The organism is Streptococcus sp. 1643 (genome assembly GCF_006228325.1).
Taxonomy (GTDB): Bacteria; Bacillota; Bacilli; order Lactobacillales; family Streptococcaceae; genus Streptococcus.
In genome coordinates, this window is sequence record NZ_CP040231.1 from 1,763,461 (window position 1) to 1,783,414 (window position 19,954).

A 19,954-nucleotide genomic window follows, 5' to 3' on the forward strand; every position below is an offset into this window, starting at 1 on the left:
TTCTCTCCTATTCCTCAAGATGAATGTGTCTTAGTTGGCCGTCCCAATCTGGCAGGGCTGTTTTTAAAAAGGCTGGAACTAGCTGGATATTCTGGAGTTTATCCAAATCAATCCACTCACAAGGCTGCCTTTTCTCATCTTCCTGCATGGTCAATGGGGCATCTTCAAGCAAGTCTACCAAATAATGAAACTCGATGTTGTGATAGGAAACACCGTCCTGTTCAAAACGATTTTCAACCACGAAAGCTAGCTGCCCAGCTTGAGCTTTGACACCCAGTTCTTCCCTCACTTCACGGACTACCGCGTCTTCCGTTCTTTCATTGACTTGGATAGCACCGCCAATAGTGTAATACTTGCCCTTATCTTTGGTAACTAGGAGCTGGCAATTTTGGAGAATCAAGGCTGTCGCCCGAACACCAAAAACAGTATTTCCTACTTTTGTCCGAAAGTCTTGTTGAGTCATTTTTTTCCTTTCCCTTAAACGACACAAAAACAGTCAAAACTCCAAAGAAGTGCAGGACAAAAAGCCTGCAACATCCATGAGCTTTGACCATCATTTCTATTGCTGTTATTATTGTAGCAAATTGAGAAAATTTGTCAATCTAAATGTACTATGATTGGCGAATCGCTTCAAAAGCTCCTTTGTCAATCTCAACTGGGTCAGAGAAGGCATCCAGAACAATCCCTCTCACCGGAAACTCCCCTATCTCTTCCGCAGCAACTAAACAGTCCGTAAGAAGCAATTGCAACCAGGAAAAACGGTCATAATAGTCCTTAGGAATATCTTGTTCAGTTAAGAAACAAGGATAGAAGTAGTCGTCTCCCTTTCGCAGAATATCTGGTTTTAGGCGAGCACCTTCTTGTCCGTCACTCCCATTCACTAGAGAAGCATTGAAGGGGACCCAGACTTTAGCTTGTTTCAATTCCTTGAACAAGGCTTCAATAGACTCTGTCGTTTTCTCTCTCAAATACTCTTTCTTATAGTCAGAGAGACTCATTGTTTGCTCTTTTTTAGCCGTTTTTTTCTTAAAAAACTGAAACATTCTCTTTCCTCTTAGAAAATCTTAAATGTACTGACAAACTTGTCCATCGCGGTAGGCATTGTCAATCAAGCCACCACCGAGACACTCTTCGCCATCGTAAAAGACAACTGCCTGTCCTGGTGTAATCGCGCGTTGTGGCTCCGCAAAGATGACCTCCGCCTTGTCACCTTTGACATGAACTGTCACCTTAGAGTCAGGCTGACGGTAGCGGAATTTAGCCGTACATTCTAGTGTAAATTCCTCTGGCATGTCACGAGTAAAGTGGATTTGACTGGCTTCTAGGCTTGTTGACATGAGCGAGTCATGATAGAAACCTTGGCCGACATAGAGGATATTCTTGCTCAGATCTTTTCCGACAACGAACCAAGGCGCATTGTCACCGCCGTGTTGCCCACCGATACCGAGTCCGCCACGCTGACCAATCGTATAATACATCAGACCCGCATGCTCCCCCATATCGCGTCCATCCACAGTCATCATGCGACCTGGCTGGGCTGGCAGGTAGTTGCTGAGAAATTCTTTAAAGTTCTTTTCTCCGATAAAGCAAATCCCTGTCGAGTCTTTCTTCTTGGCAGTCGCAAGGCCTGCTTCTTCTGCTAGTTTTCGTACTTCAGGCTTTTCCAAATGCCCCAAGGGGAACATGGTTTTTTGGAGTTGTTCTTGAGAAAGTTGGCTGAGGAAATAGGTCTGATCCTTGCCATTGTCCACGCCACGAAGCATGTGAACGATGCCGTCCTCATCACGCGCCACTCGAGCATAATGCCCAGTCGCTACATAGTCTGCGCCTAAGGTCATGGCATAGTCCAGAAAGGCCTTGAACTTGATTTCCTTGTTGCACATAACATCTGGATTTGGCGTGCGCCCTGCACGGTATTCCGCTAGGAAATACTCAAAAACGCGGTCCCAGTACTCTTTTTCAAAATTGACAGAGTAGTAAGGAATGCCGATCTGATCTGCCACCGCAGCCACATCCTTGTAATCTTCGGTCGCCGTACAGACGCCGTTTTCATCTGTGTCGTCCCAGTTCTTCATGAAGATACCGATCACATCGTAGCCCTGCTCCTTGAGCAAAAGAGCCGTCACCGACGAATCAACACCACCACTCATCCCCACGACAACACGTGTTTTAGAGTTATCACTCATGGTAAGTCTCCCATCTATTCGTTTATTCACGATTGAAGGTCGTGTGTGCTTCACGATTGAAGGTCGCTTGAGCAGTATTCATTATAACACGCTTGGTTAGAGAAGACAAGAAAGAGGCTGATAAATCATCTCAGCCTCTCTTTCTTACTTTACAAACGAATCAATTTTCCCCTTCAAGTTCTTTCTTCGCTTGTTCTATCTGGTATTTTACTTGCTCAAAGCCGGTTCCTCCTAAGGAATTCCGTCTCTGAACAGCGGTTTCTGGGCGCAAGTAGATATAAATATCCTCTTCAATCAAGGAATGGTAGGCTTGCAACTCCTTCAAATCCCAATCTTGGATGTTTTTACCATGCTTGATAGAGTCTAGAACCAATTTCCCTACTATTTCATGCGCTTCTCTAAAAGGGAGGCCTTTTTCAGCCAAATAATCTGCCAGTTCGGTCGCATTTGAAAAATCATTCTCTGTGGATTGCTGCATTTTGGCCTTATTAACCTGCATGCTCGATAGCATACCTGCCAGCACATCCAGAGAATTCAAAATCGTTTCTACTGTATCAAACATGCCTTCCTTGTCCTCTTGCAAATCCTTATTATAGGCCAGAGGCAAAGACTTCATGACGGTCAATAGTCCGAGTAAGTGTCCGTAAACCCGTCCTGTCTTCCCTCGAATCAATTCGGCCATATCAGGATTTTTCTTCTGGGGCATGATAGATGAACCCGTTGAAAAGCTATCAGACAAGCTAATATACTGATACTCAAAACTGCACCAATTGATGATTTCCTCACAAAAACGGCTCATATGCATCATCAAAATGCTGGCATTTGACAGAAATTCTAAGATAAAATCGCGGTCACTCACTGCGTCCAAGGAATTGGTATAGGGTTGTTGGAAGCCCAATAAATCACTCGATAATTGACGATTGATTGGAAAAGTTGTCCCCGCCAAGGCAGCCGCACCCAGGGGAGATAGGTCCGTATGTTTCAGGTTAAATGCAAAACGCTCGCTATCCCTTTGGAACATATTGTAATAAGCCATGAGATGGTGGGCAAAACTAATCGGTTGGGCGTGCTGTAAATGGGTATAGCCTGGCATGATGGTTTCCACATGTTTTTCAGCCAAATCCAGCAAAACACTGTTCAGATTCGCCAACTTATCCAAGACATGCCCAAGTTGCTCCTTTAGATATAAGTGCATATCCGTTGCGACTTGGTCATTCCGAGAACGAGCCGTGTGTAGTTTCCCAGCCAGAGGACCGATTTTCTCTGTCAGCAACACTTCCATATTCATATGAATATCTTCATTTGCAATATCAAAATGAAGCTCTCCTGCCTCTAAATCTCGCAACAAAGCTTTCAGACCATCTTGGATCTGCTCCGCCTCTTCCAAGTTCAAAATGCCAGTCTGTCCTAGCATTTGAACATGAGCTAGGGAACCCATCAAATCAAATTTTGCCAGCTGGTGGTCAAAGGAAATACTCGCACCGAACTGTTCTACCCACTCTTCCACAGTGCTTTCAAATCGACCACCCCATAATTTTGTATTTTTCGGCATATCCTGTCGTCCCTTTCTATCGCGTCACTACTCAACATTTTTCTGAACTTCTGAATAAACCTTAGTCGGAAGCCCCCAAAGCTTGATAAATCCAACAGCCGCATCTTGGTCAAAAGTATCCGCACTGGTATAAGTCGCCAAATTTTCATCATAAAGAGAATTTGGAGATTTCCGAGCCACTACCTGGGCATTCCCCTTATAGAGTTTAACTTTTGCAGTTCCATTGACAACTTTCTGTGTCTCCTTGATATAGGCAATCAAAGCCTGAGTTGCTGGGCTAAACCACAGGGCATTATAGATGAGATTGGACAACTCATTTTCGATAATAGGTTTGAAATGAGCCACTTCTCTCACAAGAGTCAAGTCCTCAATCTCCTTATGAGCTGCCAATAAAGTCACAGCACCTGGGCACTCATAAATCTCTCTTGACTTAATACCGACTAGGCGATTTTCCACATGGTCAATACGACCAACACCGTGTTTGCCTGCAATTTCATTGAGCTTTTGAATCAAAGTCGCCACTTTCATCTTCTCTCCATTGAGGGAGATGGGCACCCCGCAGCTAAACTCAATGTCAATAAATTCTGGACTGTCTGGTGCCTCTTCTGGAGAAGATGTGATACCAAATGCTTCTTCTGGCGCTTGGTTCCAAGGGTTTTCCAAAACACCACATTCATTTGCGCGTCCCCAAAGATTTTGATCGACAGAGTAAGGATTGTCAAGGTCAGCAGGAACTGGAACACCGTTTTCTTTGGCATATTGGATTTCTTCTTCACGAGACCATTTCCACTCACGAACAGGCGCAACTACTTTTAAATTGGGATCCAAAGCTGCAATAGAGACTTCAAACCGAACTTGGTCGTTTCCCTTACCTGTACAACCATGGGCAATTGTGGTTGCCCCCGTCTGATGAGCTATTTCAACGAGTTTTTTTGAAATAAGAGGACGACTCAGAGCAGATACCAAGGGATACTTCTGTTCGTAGTAGGCATGAGCCTGAAGGGCCACTAAAACATAGTCATTAGCAAATTCTTCCTTAACATCAATGACATAAGACTCAACAGCCCCAACCTTGAGAGCTTTATCATGGATGAACTCCAAGTCTTTTCCTTCACCCACATCCATACAAACAGCAATCACATCATAGTCTTTTTTTAACCATGTAATAGCAACTGATGTATCCAATCCACCTGAATAGGCTAAAATGACTTTTTCCTTACTCATTTCTCTTCCTTCTTTCTATTTTTCGATAGAGGCTTTAAAAGCATCTTCAATCAATTTGTCCAATTCCCCAGAATCCTTCAACTTCTGGATGGTTTTGTCAACCGCCTCTTTTAATTCTTTACTGTCTTTTTTCATCGCAACAGCGTAGGAATCTTCCTTGTCATTGTCAAAATCAAACTCAGCGATGGCTAGGTCTGGATTATTCTCTACAAATCCTTTTGCCACTGGTTCCTCAAAGATAACCGCATCCAGTTGCCCTGATTTTAAATCTGTTATCAAATTTCCATTTTTAGGAAGTGAAACGAGAGAAGAATTCTGCAAGGTTTCTTTAGCCAGAGTTTCCTGGATAGAACCTTTCTGCGCTCCAACCTTTTTCTGAGCCAAATCCTTGACTGATTGGTAATTCGTTAATTCAGCTTTCCTTACGATAACCTTATTTTTCGAAGTGTAGTAGGGAATTGAAAAATCGTAAACTTGACTTCTCTCTTCCGTTTTAGAAACACCTGATATGGCAAGATCGGCCTTACCTGAATCAAGACTAGCTAGTACATTGTCAAAACTCATTGGAGAGAACTCCACTTCTACACCTAGTTCCTTTGCGATGGCTTTGGCTAGTTCAACATCTGAACCTACAATCTGATTTTTCCCATCAACCAATTTCTGGTATTCAAATGGAGCAAACTCTGGATTTAGGGCCACCACCAATTTTCCTTTAGCCTTAATGACTTCAACACCTTGGGATTGAGTGTTACTACAAGCAAATAATAAGGGAAACATAAGCAAACCAAACATCGTCATCAACACCTTCTTCACTTTATTCATAGAAGAGCCTCCTTTTATTTTTATACTTTATTATTGTATAAATAATACTCTTCTCGTTCTCGTTTGTCAAGGAAAAACTGTATTTTATTTCATTTAAATCAAGAAAAAGCTTATTATATGATATATTTTTACACATAATAAGCTTATTTATACTATTTGAGTTTTAAAAATACAATTGTCCAATTACAGGTAAGATGAAGAGATCAATGAACTCTCCACATTCTCTTTCACAATTCAATAACTCGATGGCATTGTTGAGCCACATAGATATCGTGGGTAACGATAATGACCGTTTTCCCTTCCTTGTTCATATCTAAGAGAAAATTTAAAACCAAATCTCGATTTTCAGGGTCTAGGGAACCAGTTGGTTCATCTGCTAAAAGGAGCTGACTCGGTTTTAGAATGGCTCTAGCAACTGCGATTCGTTGCTGTTCCCCTCCAGATAACTCTGAAACCTTCTGATGTAGGGTTGATGACAAGCCCACTCTCTCTAAAATTTCTTCTATCTTTTTAACTTTATCTTTCTTGGACAATTTCACATACTTTAGAGCGAGCATGAGATTATACTCTACCGTTTCATTATCAATCAGAGCAAAGTTTTGAAACAGATAGGAGATATGTTCGCGGATAATCGCTTGCGACTTAACAGAATTGACAGGTACATTTTGCTGACCGAAAATTTCATAATGTCCACTGTAATCGCCATCTATCAAACCCAAGAGATTTAACAAGGTTGACTTGCCACTGCCACTTTTTCCAACAATGGCAACTAAATCTCCTTGGTTAATTTTTAGAGATAAGTTCTCCAAAATAACTTTTTTCCCAATGGTTTTCGTAACATTTTCCAACTTTATCATAAGTGATCCCCTTTCAATAACTGCACTACATTTCTTTGTTCCATCTTAGAGCCCAAAAAAAGTACAAACAGAATATCTAAGCCTGTAAATCCTGCGAAAAGCAAGAGCGGGAACAGTGCCTGTGTAAAGAATAGCAGGGCTACAAAAGGAAGTCTATAGACAGCTAATAGAAGACCCAGCAAGGAACGATACCGATCTATCAATTTCCAGCCCATAAACTTCTTGGTGATAATGTCTGTTCGCTTCAATAAGAAAGTTGTTACTAATAAGAAGTAGGAAATCATCATACTAAGAAGACCAACCAAAGCAAAGAGTATGTTGAAATTCCGAACAGCATCTCGATAACTATCCACCTTCTCTTGTTGAATGGCTTGAATAGATGAAAATTTTAAATAATTCCCATCTGATAATTTCTCAACTAACGCTGTCACCTCTTTTTGATGTTGAGCTGTATTTTCGATTTTAATGGGATTATTTAAACCTGTTGTTGAAAGGGAAGCTTTTTCATCCCACATCATATCAGAATCATTGACCAAGCTAATAATTGGATTGTAGAGATTTTCCTTTCGCTTCTCGTTATAGGGGAAGAATGACCAATCACCTTCATAGTAAGCAATCTCGATATCCATCTCCTCTATCGTTCGTTTTTGCTGCTCTTCATACTTCATCGAATGATAGGCAATTAACTTGCCCAAGAGCTGATTTTTATCTTCTTCACCTTTCGTACTTGCTGGCATCAAAATAACTTTTTTAGTGCTGGTATCGGGTAACTTGAATCCCTTGCTCTTTAGAAAATTGCGATTAGCATAGTAAACATCCACCGTATCTGTCAACTGATATTGCTGAATCTGTTCTGATTTGACAAAATTTTTTACAGGAAGACTGCTACTTTGCACATAGCCCGCCTGCGTTTTTTCTACCAAATCCTGATAAAATCGATAGAAATAATCCACTGCCTGCCCTGAGCCTGCCAACTGCTCTTGCCACAGGTTATCATTGAGTTGGAAAGTTTCCAAGGTCAGATAATTTCCTTGACTGATCCACTGTTTCTGGTAATCCAACTCTTTGTTTTCTTGCTCCAAACTTTTTCCTACCCCAACTAGCAAGACTGTCAGTAAAATGGTAGTTCCAATTTTCATCAAATAATTAAAGAGTAAACCAAATTTGAAAGATGAAAAACTTTTCAGCAGAGAGCTGATTGTCATTTTTTGGATTAAGAGGTAAGTCAACCAACTGATAAAGAGATAAAGTTGCAAAAGCAAAAAATGCGACAACCATAACATAGGGAACAAATCTTTTGGCTTATAATCAAGCAAGAAAAACACTCCTAGATTGATCACAAGCGTCCCACCTAGTAGGAGGTAGAGGTTGCCTTTCACAACATCAGCTAAAACAGCCCGATCTTGAAAACCAAGTAATTTTTGTACCCCAACTCTTTTCATCTCCATCATCGGTTGATACACTGTCACTAACACAAGAAGTAAAATAGCCAAGACAAAAACAATGGCAGATAAAAGCAAATCTCGATTTATGACTTCCACTGCACTTTTATAGGTCGGCTCTAGCAAGGTAGCCTGGTCTATCTTGAAAAAATCGCTCCATTTCTGTACAATCCTATCCTTGTCCATCTCTTGTGTAGAAGTTATCGTATAGCGACCATTTAAACTACGAGATGTATCCTTGATATAGGTTTGAAAAGTCATAAGCTGAATAGGCTTGGCTTTTAGAAAAGTCGGAATCGTACCAAGTTTATTGGAAATTTCTTTATTACTGTAAACTCCCTCACCATCTGTGGTAAAATCAAGAGAAGAAATCCCAAACTCTTGGTAGGGGAAGGTATCTTTATCAAAAACACCAGACTTGACCACCTCATCACCACTGTCTGTTTTGATAATGGAGACTTTGTACTCCTTTGATACATCCTCAAAAAATCGAAGAACAGATACTGCAGGTTCATTAATATCTTTCAAATACAAATCCAAAGAATCTACAGTCTTTCCCATTTCCCGAATCCGCACCACTTCTCGTGTGTAGTTTATATTAAAAACAAAAAAAGTGGTACACAAAAGCAGGAGTAACATACAGAAATTACAGATTTTTTTCATAAAGATACCTCCAATAAAGTTCTCCCTCTCCTAATAGGAGAGGGAAAATTCCACTTAAAATCCATAGAAATATTCTAATCCTGTTGGCGGAATCTTTGTGAGGGAAGCTTGAGCCCAAACCTAGGGAGCTTCACGCTCCTTAGAGATTCTACTACCATGTCGGACCGTTGCTGTATGAGATCGAGTAGAATGTAAATAATCAGAATATCCAAAAGTTCCTGTCCAACCTACTCCATAATTCCATTGACCACCATCAACCCATACTGCCAAAACATTTGTCGTAGCAAGCAAACCACATGCCATTACGGTTGCTACACTAATTTTTTCATGATATTTTCCTCACATCTTATATCTTTAACTGTTTCGCAGAAACAGATGAATTGGTTCATTTGTAAACATCGAAGTCCTGTTCTTTAAACAAGATTGATTATAACACTTTTTGAAGAATACAAGGGAGTCCCATATTGACTCCCTTGATTTGAAAAATATTTTAACTATTATCTTTATTCTTAAAACTAGAAATTGTAATATATTACCACATTCGTTTGATTTCTTCTCTATAAGCCACCTTATATCTCATTGCTGCATCAGAGTAAAAATGGTAACAGTATTTGTAAAATTGATACCCTTTTCGATAGTATCTGTTTAGTTTTACATACATGCCCGGAGCTCCTTGTCCTAATAAGGCATCTAATATTGAACCAATACCAATCGCAGGGCTTAAATAAGGGATTAGAAAAGAAATGACACCTAGCAAGACTGTACGACTTCTATTTTGAAAGTCAATATTATAAGTATGTGTATCAAGATAATACCAAGTAGTAGCTGATCTCGCCATAACAGGCTGTTCAGTGGACTGCTCTTCATTTTTACTTACTTGAACCATACTATTAAATTCATCTGAGGTTAGTTCTAAGACCCCATCAATAAAAACATTGTGTTCGTCATCAATATATACTTTTGACACCGTTCCATCTTCGTTTGTGATTGCTAGATTATGTGAATCTACAACACGAACATACGACGGATTGGATTGAAAATCAGACGTTGTCAAATTAGATTTGCTATTCATAGCAGATTCTAAAGCTAAAGCCGTTGGAGAGAATATATTAAGAAAAATTATGGTCAAAAGAAACAGAGAACATTTTTTAATTTTGCAAACCTACTTTCTTATAAAATATTTAATGACAACATAACTAATAGGGAATGTTAACAGTATCAAAAATATAATTTGAATCTTATAAATATCTGGTTGAAAAAATGAAATATAACAACCCGTCAACAACAATCCCATGAAAACGACACCAAAAATAAAATCAACTATATAGTCATTTTTATTTCTTTTCAAAAATATCACCCCCTAGCACTATACAAATCTAACACCAATTGGCTAATGATAGCACATTACGTCTCTATATGTCGTAAGCTCCCTCCTCTCTTGATTAAATAACTAGCACATTATATTGGCCAATTCCACGGAAACTGTGAAGCTAAGGTGACCAAGAATGCAAAAAAGACCAAAAAGCGAAATACTTTTTTATCCATAATGTTTCTCCGATCTTTTTATAGCTATATTATAACTCTTTTTCGTAACGCCAAAGATCTTTGTTGGCTTTTTCACAAAATTATCTTAGATCTTTATTTTACTTTTTCTGTCTTTATGATACAATATTTTTAATCAATTTCTATTTTTTGTTAACTTTTTTCACAAATAAGGAGGAGAACATGCGCTATGATTTCGGAAAAGTATATAAAGAAATCCGTGAGTCAAAAGGGTTAACTCAAGAGGAGGTCTGTGGGGATATTCTCTCAAGAACCAGCCTATCAAAAATCGAAAGCGGGAAAACAACTCCTAAATATGAGAATATGGAGTTTCTTCTCCGACAAGTCAATATGAGTTTTGAAGAGTTTGAATATATCTGTCAACTTTATCAACCAAGTCAACGCACAGAAATTATGCAAACCTATCTCAATATGAGCTCAATCCTAGGGACTAATGAACTCGAAAAACTATTTCAAAAATGTCAAGACTACCTCAAAACTCACCACGACCTCCCCATCAAAGAGATACGAGATATGCTAGAAATTGTTATCTATACCCGCCAAAATGGGACTAAAAAACTGTCAATCGAAGTTAACAATACTGTAAAGAAGCTATGGAAGAAGATAGAAAAGCAGGACACTTGGTACGAGAATGACTTAAAAATCCTCAATACCATTCTCTTTACCTTTCCTATAGAACATATCCATCTCATCACTGGAAAAATCTTGCAACGCTTAGAAGTCTATAAAAACTATCAACATTTATATGACTTGCGAATGGCAATCCTACTCAACCTCTCTACCATTTACTTATACAATCAAGATAAAAACATGTGCCAACAAATCTGCTACACTTTACTGGAGGATGCCAAGAACAAGAAAAGCTACGATAGGCTTGCTATCTGCTATGTCCGTATTGGGATTTGTACGGATGATTCTAAACTTATCCAAAAAGGTTTCTCCCTTCTGGAACTAACCGATGAAACCTCCATGCTAGCTCATCTCAAAAAAGAAGTGGAGACCTATCATCAACCAAAGGAAATATAAAAAAGTCGAGGGATTTCCTCGACTTTTACATATTTTTCTGTTAGCTAGTTCTTAATACCAACCGTTGTTAAGCCAGAAGTTCTTGGCAGCTGTCCATGAACCGTAACGTCCTGCAACGTAGGCATCTGCTACACGTTCTTGGTTTTCAGCTGAGTAGTCACCGTTCAAGTATGAATCTGTCAATTGGTAACGTCCGATGTAACGTCCGTTTGTAGCAGTGTAGCTACCGCCTGATTCTTTTTGAGCAATCCATTCTTTGGCTTCTGCTTCAGAACCACTTACAGTAGAAGCTGCTGCAGTGTTGCTTTCTGCTGCCGGAGCTGCTGGTGTAGCTGGTGTAGCTGGCGCTTCATAGGTTGTTGTTTCAGTTACTTCTTCTGCAGTTTCTTCCGCAGCTGCTGGTGCTTCATAAGTTGTTGTTGAAGCTGCAGCGGTTGCAGTTGCTGTCGATGGAGCTGTTCCTTCGATAACCAAAACTTGGTCAACATAGATAAGGTGAATATCTTTGATGTTGTTTTTTGCTGCCAATTTTTCAACAGTTGTGTTGTACTTCTCAGCGATTTCTGAAAGAGTATCACCTGATTTAACTGTGTAAGTTACAGTTTCTTGGGCAGATGCAAGTGATGGAGCAAAGAAAGCAAGCAAAGCTGCTACTCCTGCGATAGTTGTTTTAATTTTTTTAGTTGTTAATGACATATCTAAAAATTCTCCTTCCATTGGATATATCTATGATACCTTTTAAATGTTACCGTTGTTTAACGGTTTTATGTAGAAATATTACAAAAATGTTTTATATTTACCGTTTTAAGTAGGTTTTTGTCACAAAAGACCTTATTTTATACTATCTTTAATCATTTTAAGCTTTTGATAAGGGAAATAAGCGCAGAGGGCCATTCTTTGATATAATAGATATAAGAATCTTTGTAAGGGGAAACAGATGCACTCACTTCGTTTTCAGTCTGTCTTTGATATTATCGGACCAGTTATGATTGGCCCATCAAGTAGCCATACTGCTGGTGCTGTTCGTATCGGGAAAATCGTCTCTTCCATCTTTGACGATACGCCAACAGAGGTAGAATTCCAATTATTTAACTCATTTGCCAAGACCTACCGTGGTCATGGAACGGACCTTGCTCTCGTCGCTGGTATTTTAGGTATGGATACGGACGATCCCGACATTCCAAATAGCCTAGAGATTGCCCATAAACGTGGCATTAAGATTGTCTGGACCATTCAGAAAGACAGCAACGCTCCTCACCCTAACACCACTAAAATTACTGTGAAGAATGAACACAAGTCCATTAGTGTGACAGGAATTTCCATTGGTGGGGGAAATATCCAAGTTACGGAGCTTAACGGCTTTGCTGTCTCTCTCAACATGAATACACCGACCATCATCATCGTGCATCAGGATGTTCCGGGTATGATTGCCCATGTTACTGAAGCCCTCTCTCGTTTCGATATCAACATCGCGCAGATGAATGTGACTCGGGAAAAAGCTGGAGAAAAAGCCATTATGATTATCGAAGTCGATAGTCGAAGTTGCGAAGAGGCGATTAAAGAAATTCGAAAAATCCCTCATCTCCACAATGTCAATTTCTTTAAGTAGGAGGAAACATGTTTTATTCTATCAAAGAATTGGTTGAGCAAGCAGATCTAGACTTCCGAGGAAATGTTGCAGAACTCATGATTGCGACAGAATATCAACTAACTGGTCGGGAACGGCCAGAAGTTCTCCTCCTCATGGAACGCAATCTAGAAGTCATGAAAGCCTCTGTCGAGCTCGGCCTCAGTGAAAACAAATCTCGTAGTGGCTTAACGGGTGGAGACGCGGCCAAACTAGACCGCCATCTCAAAAGTGGCAAGGCCTTATCGGACTTTACCATTCTATCAACTGCCCGAAATGCCATCGCGGTCAATGAACACAATGCGAAGATGGGCTTGGTCTGCGCCACTCCAACTGCAGGAAGTGCCGGCTGTCTGCCAGCCGTTCTCACTGCTGCTATCCAAAAACTTGACCTTAGCCACGAAGAACAGCTGGATTTCCTCTTTGCTGCGGGTGCCTTTGGACTAGTCATCGCAAACAACGCCTCTATCTCAGGTGCTGAAGGTGGCTGTCAGGCCGAAGTTGGCTCTGCCTCTGCCATGAGTGCCGCAGCCTTGACCTTGGCTGCAGGTGGAACGCCCTATCAAGCTAGCCAAGCCATCGCCTTTGTCATTAAAAATATGCTGGGCCTCATCTGCGACCCCGTCGCTGGTTTGGTTGAAGTTCCCTGTGTTAAGCGCAATGCCATGGGAGCCAGCTTTGCCTTTATCGCAGCAGACATGGCCTTGGCAGGTATCGAGTCTAAGATCCCTGTTGACGAAGTCATCGATGCCATGTACCAAGTCGGATCAAGTCTTCCAACTGCCTTTCGTGAAACGGCCGAGGGTGGACTCGCCGCTACACCTACTGGTCGCCGCCTACAAAAAGAAATCTTCGGAGAATAAGCTTATCTATATCTATTAGGAGAAACTATGTCCTCTATCTCAGCAATCTTTTTTGATCTAGACGGAACCTTGGTTGACAGTTCCCTCGGGATCCACAATGCCTTTACCCATACCTTTAAAGAGCTAGGAGTTCCGAGCCCTGATGCCAAAACCATTCGTGGTTTTATGGGACCACCCCTTGAAAGTAGTTTTGCAACTTGTCTTCCCAAGGAACAAATCTCGGAGGCCGTCCAGATATACCGCTCTTACTACAAGGAAAAAGGGATCCACGAAGCCCAACTCTTCCCCCGAATAACGGAATTACTCCAAGAACTTTCACAAAACTACCCTCTCTACATCACTACAACAAAGAATACTCCTACTGCTCATGATATGACTAAAAATCTGGGAATCCATCATTTCTTTGATGGCATTTACGGCTCTAGTCCGGAAACGCCACACAAGGCGGATGTCATCCGTTTTGCCTTGCAAACGCATCAACTCCCTGCAGACCAAGTCCTTATCATCGGAGATACCAAGTTTGATATGATTGGAGCCCAAGAAACTAGCATCAAAAAGTTCGCTGTTACTTGGGGATTTGGAGAAGAGGCTGATTTACTCAGCTATCAGCCTGACTGGATTGCCCGTACCATTGACGATATCATTAAGCAACTATAAATAATACAATATACAAAAATACTCCTAACACTAGTGAACTAGGTTGAGGAGTATTTTTTATATGTTGTTACTATCAGAAGGAATCAACTCCATGCTTAAGCAGTAATTTGATCCTGTTCTTCAGTATCTGCATCTTCATCCTTCTTACTTGGCCAAGCAAGCATCACAATAAGGGCAATCGGTCCAACGATAGGAACCAAAGCAATGAAGATAAAGGCCCAGTGGAAACCAGCGTCTCGTAAGCGACGAACAGTTACGGCGATAGAAGGCAACATGAGAATAGCCGCTAAAAAGAAGTAAAAACCACTCATAGCTTGTAAACTACGGAGTGCCTCCAAGTTATATGGGCGAGTTGACACTGCATCATGATATTTCATGTAAGCAGGAAGACAGATTAATAAGTTTGTAAAATAAATCCACCAGTACTCCGAACGAGTTGAACGACCAGTAAAGTTTACATAACCCTTCCAAAAGTTCTTATAAGCATTAAACATACAATAATCTCCTTTATTTTTTCTTCATAGAGTCTACCATAAAGTAGAATGATTGACAAGCCCTGAAGGGATTATTTGCTGCGAAACGACTCAGCCGTTTTTAAATAAAGTAAAAATATCTTAATATTTTCGTACCATTTCTTCAAATCGAGAGTCTTCAGTGTTCTCTTTATTTGTTTCACTATTCTCTATCACTTTTTCTACAAATCGTTGACTTGGCATAGCGAGCATAACGAGCAGTGTTACTGCACCTAAAGGAACAAATACAATAAAGATATAGGCCCAATGGATACCTACATCTCGTAAGCGACGTACTATCAGTGCTAGTAGAGGAACAAACTCTACTATAAACAAAATAATACACATACTGAAGACCGCAATATTCCTGATGGCTTTATCAGATTCTACTCCAGTAAAAAGTGAGTAGTAGGCGGGCAAGAAAATCACCATATTTAGTAGCCAAACCCACCAAAATTCTGGACGTGTGGAACGACCAGAAAAATTTGCATAGCCTTTGAAAAAACTCCTAATAGCACTCAGCATACAAAAAATCTCCTTTTGATTTTAATACTTATTTCGCAAAGTTATGTTACCAGCTTAAAAAAGAGGTAGTTTTTAGATTGTCTGAAATCACTCTCCTGATAGATCACATAACATCGTCCCTTGAATAGTTGCGCTTATTAAACCTTTGAAAGATCCGATGTTCTCTACTCTCTATTTATAAAAACCAGCTTTCTGATTCTCTCAGAAAACTGGCGATAGTTGTTTCATTATGAAGGTAGTTGGACACTCTTACTCAGCATGAGTTGTCTCATTCGCAAAGGAAATAATCGCTTCTTTGAGCTCATCTCCGCTGAGTGAACGGAACTCTTCAATCTTTTGATCGATGGCTTCTAGCGGCATGACATTTACCTTACCAACGAAAATCTTGTCCATGACTTGGTTATCAACCAATTCGGTCGAAACCAAGAGTTCTTCATAGAGTTTTTCCCCTGGGCGGATACCGACCTCAACGATTGGAATTTCACTTTCCGTGTGCCCACTTAGAAGGACCATTTTCTTAGCCAAGTCATAGATTTTAACTGGTTTGCCCATATCGAGGATAAAGACTTCTCCGTCCTTAGCATAAGCGCCAGCATGGATTACTAGACGGCTAGCCTCTGGAATGGTCATGAAGTAACGTGTCATACGGAAGTCTGTTACTGTTACAGGACCGCCTTCAGCAATCTGGCGTTCAAAGACAGGAATCACGCTACCACGACTACCGAGAACATTCCCAAAACGAACTGCACAGTAGGTTGATTTGCTACGTTGGTTAAAGCCAGTGACAATCAATTCTGCCACGCGCTTAGTTGCACCCATAACATTGGGTGGATTGACCGCTTTGTCAGTCGAAATCATGACCATCTTAGGCACTTTGGCCTCATCCACAGCCTTGGCAACATTGTAAGTCCCGAGGATATTGTTCTTGAAGGCTTCTTTTGGATTGCGTTCCATCATCGGAACGTGCTTGTGGGCTGCAGCATGGTAAACAATGGCTGGTTTGTACTGTTCAAACACCTGTAAGAGGCGAGCATAGTCCTGAATATCTGCAATAACAGGAACATAATCAATTCCTTGGAATGTACGAATCAATTCATGATAAACGAGATAGATGGAATTTTCGCCATGCCCAAGCAAGATAATACGTTCTGGATTGAAGCGGCTAACCTGACGACAAATCTCTGAACCAATCGAACCACCAGCTCCTGTCACCAGGATGGTCTTGCCTGTAATCTCAGTACCCAGACGCGATTCATCAAGACGAATTTCCTGACGGCCCAAAAGGTCTGTGATATCAATTTTCTGGAAGCCACTACCTAGTTGATGGAGTCCTTGAACAACTGTCTCAACCTTAGGCATCTTGTAACATTTGACGCCTAGTTTATTACACATCTGCAAGATGCGTTCGTACTCTGATGGGTCAAGCGAAGGGATGGCCACGATGACACGCTCGATTTGGTGACGTTTAGCTAATTCAGGTAGATTATTATAAGAGCCCAAAACTGGGATGCCACCTAGTTTTTGTCCCTTTTTCTTTTCATCGTTATCCAAAATCCCCACTAGCTCAAGGTCGCTAGTTGGATGTTGGTAGCTGTTCATAAAGAGGGCACCACCATCACCAGCACCAATCAAGAAGGTCCGACGATGCTCTCCATCTCCACTACCTTTTTTACGTTTAGAATAAATCAACTGCCAAGTGATACGAGGAAGCAAGATGAGGAAGGTACTCAACAAAATGAAGAGTACGATGAAACGGATAGAAAACAATGGAAGAAAGGCATAACAGATTCCATAAGAAAGAACACTGCTGAGCATCACTCCGAAAAAGATTTTCATGAAATCCGTAATCTTGCTATAACGACTGATACTAGCATTCAGTCCCCAAAAAGCAATCATGATTTGATAGAGGAGGAAAGCTAAAAGAGTGTAGATCACGTAATCCACAGGCGCAGGATTTATAAGGCCATAAAACAAGATATAAGATACGATGATGGAAACCACCATACTCAGAATATCGAATATCCCCCAAAACACTTGTTTTTGCTGTTTATTTAAAATTTCAACCAGATCAATCACATAATCTGTTAGTTTTTTATTCATAGGAATTTACTCCCCCTTAAAAGAGTCAGATGATACTGTTGTTATGATAACCTGAATCATTCAGTCTATCGGGGCTTACTTTCTCTTTCTTAAAAGTTTGACGAAGATAAACTGACGTACAAAGCCTGGACAAAGTGCAACAATTGCCTGAATGGCTACACTTTTAGCATATTCCATGTAAGAAATTTGCCCTCGCTCAAGCATCCGTTGGCGAGCTTGACGATAGAGTTTAAGGTAACGCAAGCCACCTCGACGCTCAAACATCCCTGCACCGACACGAACCTTACACAAGATTTGATCAAGGTTCCCAGTCTTGGCACCTGCCGCAATCATATTGAGCCAAAGGAGGTCATCCTCCATGTAAAGGCCATCTTCATAGTTGCCCGCCTTGAGGACCATGTCCTTTTTAAACATGACTGTCATATGGTTAAAGGCGCTTCTCATTCTCTGATAAGCCACAATGTCTGCATGTTGAGTTGGAACACGACGATAAGACACAATCTCATCTGGATTGTCAATGAACTCTGCGATATGCCCGCCTAAGAGATCGAGATCTTCTTTCTCCATTAGCTGAAGCTGTTTCTCAAAACGATCCGGAACGGCTAAATCATCCGTATCCATGCGAGCAATAATATCATACTGGCACTGTAAAACGCCGTATCGAAGAGCCAAGCCTAAACCTTGATTTTCTTCTAAGGGGCACCGTTTCACTGTAATGTCTGACTGAGCTTCCACTTCATCTAGCACCTGATAGAGTTCGGGTGTGAGCGGCCCGTCCTCAACAAGAACAAGTTCACTCGGTTTCAAGGTCTGGTTTTGAACACTTTTGATAGCATCTCTTAAAAACGTCGGATTTTCCTTTACATAGACCGACATCAAGACGCTGATTTTTTGCTTTTCAGGCACAGTTTTTCTCCAATGTATAGATTTCCTTCCACTATTTTATCACAAATTCTCCTAGTTTCCTATTTTTATATCAAATCAAGGAAAATTCTAGTAAAGAAATCTGTCTCTTTTCACTTTATTTTCACTTCCATTGATTGAACTGTCTTGGCTGTCATTACTTGACATTATAAGGAAAAAACCTTAAAATAAGCTGTTATTAAAATCATCCTATCGAGGTTTTTATGAAAAAACAATCACTCTTTTTTGTTCTAGGAATTGTCTTAATCGGGACCGTTTTACGTTCTCCCTTTACTGCTCTACCAACTATTTTAGGAGATATCGCTCAGGGACTAGGAGTGGAGGTTAGCTCTCTTGGGATTTTAACCAGTCTCCCTCTCTTGATGTTTGCTCTTTTCTCTGCTTTTGCAAGTCGCTTGGCACAAAAAATTGGGTTGGAACATCTCTTTACTTACTGTCTCCTCCTCTTAACTGTTGGCTCTGTCATTCGAATTTTCAATCTCCCCCTTCTCTATCTAGGGACCTTAATTGTGGGAGCAAGCATTGCGATCTTCAATGTACTCCTCCCAAGTATGATCCAGGCAAATCAGCCTCAAAAGATTAGTTTCCTAACAACTCTCTATGTCACTGCCATGGGAATTTCGACAGCCATCGCTTCTTATCTATCCGTCCCTATCACCCAAGCTAGTTCTTGGAAGGGCCTCATCCTCGTTCTCAGCTTTCTCTGTCTGGTCACTCTGCTAGTCTGGTTGCCAAATCATCGCCATAACCACCACCTAGAAAGCCAAAAAGAAAAGCAAGTCAAAGAGAATATTCTAAAAAGTAAAGATGTCTGGGCTATCATTATCTTTGGCGGGCTTCAGTCCTTGCTCTTTTATACAAGTATGACCTGGTTGCCAACGATGGCTGTTAGTGCTGGCCTTTCTAATAATGATGTGGCTCTCCTCGCTTCTATTTTCTCACTGATCAGCATTCCTTTTTCAATGACTGTTCCAAGTCTAACGACTCGTCTATCAGATGGTCACCGTCGAATCATGCTAGCAATTATCTCTATCGCTGGGCTGACAGGAATTGCCATGCTCTTGTATCCAACCAATAATTTCCTCTACTGGTTAGTCGTCCATCTCTTGATTGGAACGGCCTGCAGTGCCCTCTTCCCCTACCTCATGGTTTGTTTTTCTCTTAAAACCAGTTCTCCTGAAAAGACCGCTCAGCTATCAGGACTAGCGCAAACAGGAGGCTACATCTTAGCTGCTTTTGGACCTGCCTTGTTTGGTTATAGTTTTGAACTTTTTCAATCTTGGATCCCAGCTGTCCTTGCCCTTCTAGTCATCGATATCATCATGACTATCTCGCTCTTTATGGTAGATCGGGCGGATAAGATCCTTTAAACTTCTAGTTTTTACTAGGAGTTTTTTATATGTAAAATTTT

At 40.8% G+C, this 19,954-nt stretch carries 19 protein-coding genes and 1 pseudogene; 5 read left to right on the top strand and 15 right to left on the bottom strand.

Going from position 1 to position 19,954, the window contains the following annotated elements; genetic code table 11:
- Positions 1-7: 7 nt before the first annotated feature.
- The 10 genes and pseudogenes from FD735_RS09125 to FD735_RS09170 form a co-directional block, all read right to left on the bottom strand.
- Positions 8-463: an NUDIX hydrolase gene (locus tag FD735_RS09125; protein WP_049504622.1), complete on the bottom strand. Its 456-nt coding sequence runs from the start codon at positions 461-463 to the stop codon at positions 8-10.
- A gap of 148 nt (positions 464-611) precedes the next feature.
- Entirely contained in the window at positions 612-1,043 is a 432-nt protein-coding gene (locus FD735_RS09130; protein ID WP_049504618.1) for an SseB family protein, read from the bottom strand.
- 21 nt (positions 1,044-1,064) lie between these two features.
- Entirely contained in the window at positions 1,065-2,186 is a 1,122-nt protein-coding gene (gene mnmA, locus FD735_RS09135; protein WP_139659012.1) for a tRNA 2-thiouridine(34) synthase MnmA, read from the bottom strand.
- Between the two features lie 160 nt (positions 2,187-2,346).
- Positions 2,347-3,738, bottom strand: coding sequence for an argininosuccinate lyase (argH, locus tag FD735_RS09140; RefSeq protein WP_139659013.1), 1,392 nt, complete (start codon positions 3,736-3,738; stop codon positions 2,347-2,349).
- 27 nt (positions 3,739-3,765) lie between these two features.
- A complete protein-coding gene (locus FD735_RS09145; protein ID WP_000031910.1) occupies positions 3,766-4,962 on the bottom strand; it encodes an argininosuccinate synthase in 1,197 nt (398 codons plus the stop codon).
- A gap of 15 nt (positions 4,963-4,977) precedes the next feature.
- A complete protein-coding gene (locus FD735_RS09150) occupies positions 4,978-5,784 on the bottom strand; it encodes an ABC transporter substrate-binding protein (protein WP_139659014.1) in 807 nt (268 codons plus the stop codon).
- A gap of 227 nt (positions 5,785-6,011) precedes the next feature.
- A complete protein-coding gene (locus FD735_RS09155) occupies positions 6,012-6,641 on the bottom strand; it encodes an ABC transporter ATP-binding protein (RefSeq protein ID WP_139659015.1) in 630 nt (209 codons plus the stop codon).
- On the bottom strand, positions 6,638-8,746 hold the full coding sequence (locus FD735_RS09160) for a bacteriocin-associated integral membrane family protein (RefSeq protein WP_139659016.1): 2,109 nt from the start codon (positions 8,744-8,746) through the stop codon (positions 6,638-6,640). The genes FD735_RS09155 and FD735_RS09160 overlap by 4 nt, the downstream gene beginning before the upstream one ends.
- A gap of 54 nt (positions 8,747-8,800) precedes the next feature.
- Positions 8,801-9,049: pseudogene (locus FD735_RS09165) on the bottom strand (lactococcin 972 family bacteriocin).
- A gap of 229 nt (positions 9,050-9,278) precedes the next feature.
- A complete protein-coding gene (locus FD735_RS09170; RefSeq protein WP_255296285.1) occupies positions 9,279-9,818 on the bottom strand; it encodes a hypothetical protein in 540 nt (179 codons plus the stop codon).
- A 653-nt stretch (positions 9,819-10,471) separates the two neighbouring features.
- Between FD735_RS09170 and FD735_RS09175 the strand changes: the two genes are divergently transcribed.
- A complete protein-coding gene (locus FD735_RS09175; RefSeq protein WP_139659018.1) occupies positions 10,472-11,335 on the top strand; it encodes a helix-turn-helix domain-containing protein in 864 nt (287 codons plus the stop codon).
- Positions 11,336-11,386: 51 nt separating this feature from the next.
- Here FD735_RS09175 and FD735_RS09180 read toward each other — a convergent pair whose 3' ends face one another.
- Positions 11,387-12,031, bottom strand: coding sequence for a LysM domain-containing protein (locus FD735_RS09180; RefSeq protein ID WP_139659019.1), 645 nt, complete (start codon positions 12,029-12,031; stop codon positions 11,387-11,389).
- Positions 12,032-12,272: 241 nt separating this feature from the next.
- Between FD735_RS09180 and sdaAB the strand changes: the two genes are divergently transcribed.
- The 3 genes from sdaAB to FD735_RS09195 are packed head-to-tail and all read left to right on the top strand — an operon-like array spanning position 12,273 to position 14,482.
- Positions 12,273-12,944, top strand: a complete 672-nt coding sequence (sdaAB, locus tag FD735_RS09185; protein WP_000555869.1) for an L-serine ammonia-lyase, iron-sulfur-dependent subunit beta — start codon at positions 12,273-12,275, stop codon at positions 12,942-12,944.
- 8 nt (positions 12,945-12,952) lie between these two features.
- Positions 12,953-13,825, top strand: coding sequence for an L-serine ammonia-lyase, iron-sulfur-dependent, subunit alpha (gene sdaAA / locus FD735_RS09190; protein ID WP_139659020.1), 873 nt, complete (start codon positions 12,953-12,955; stop codon positions 13,823-13,825).
- Positions 13,826-13,852: 27 nt separating this feature from the next.
- Positions 13,853-14,482 carry an HAD-IA family hydrolase gene (locus FD735_RS09195; protein WP_061421503.1) on the top strand — a complete coding sequence of 210 codons (630 nt, stop codon included), beginning with the start codon at positions 13,853-13,855 and terminating at the stop codon, positions 14,480-14,482.
- 95 nt (positions 14,483-14,577) lie between these two features.
- Here FD735_RS09195 and FD735_RS09200 read toward each other — a convergent pair whose 3' ends face one another.
- The 4 genes from FD735_RS09200 to FD735_RS09220 all read right to left on the bottom strand — a co-directional run bounded on the left by FD735_RS09200 (position 14,578) and on the right by FD735_RS09220 (position 18,525).
- Entirely contained in the window at positions 14,578-14,976 is a 399-nt protein-coding gene (locus FD735_RS09200; RefSeq protein WP_061421504.1) for a DUF805 domain-containing protein, read from the bottom strand.
- Positions 14,977-15,096: 120 nt separating this feature from the next.
- Positions 15,097-15,519, bottom strand: coding sequence for a DUF805 domain-containing protein (locus tag FD735_RS09210; protein WP_049504595.1), 423 nt, complete (start codon positions 15,517-15,519; stop codon positions 15,097-15,099).
- Between the two features lie 249 nt (positions 15,520-15,768).
- Positions 15,769-17,619, bottom strand: coding sequence for a nucleoside-diphosphate sugar epimerase/dehydratase (locus FD735_RS09215; RefSeq protein WP_139659021.1), 1,851 nt, complete (start codon positions 17,617-17,619; stop codon positions 15,769-15,771).
- Between the two features lie 75 nt (positions 17,620-17,694).
- On the bottom strand, positions 17,695-18,525 hold the full coding sequence (locus FD735_RS09220) for a glycosyltransferase (RefSeq protein WP_139659022.1): 831 nt from the start codon (positions 18,523-18,525) through the stop codon (positions 17,695-17,697).
- 221 nt (positions 18,526-18,746) lie between these two features.
- Here FD735_RS09220 and FD735_RS09225 point away from each other — a divergent pair, with 221 nt between their 5' ends.
- Positions 18,747-19,913 carry an MFS transporter gene (locus FD735_RS09225; protein WP_139659023.1) on the top strand — a complete coding sequence of 389 codons (1,167 nt, stop codon included), beginning with the start codon at positions 18,747-18,749 and terminating at the stop codon, positions 19,911-19,913.
- The last annotated feature ends 41 nt before the right edge of the window (positions 19,914-19,954 follow it).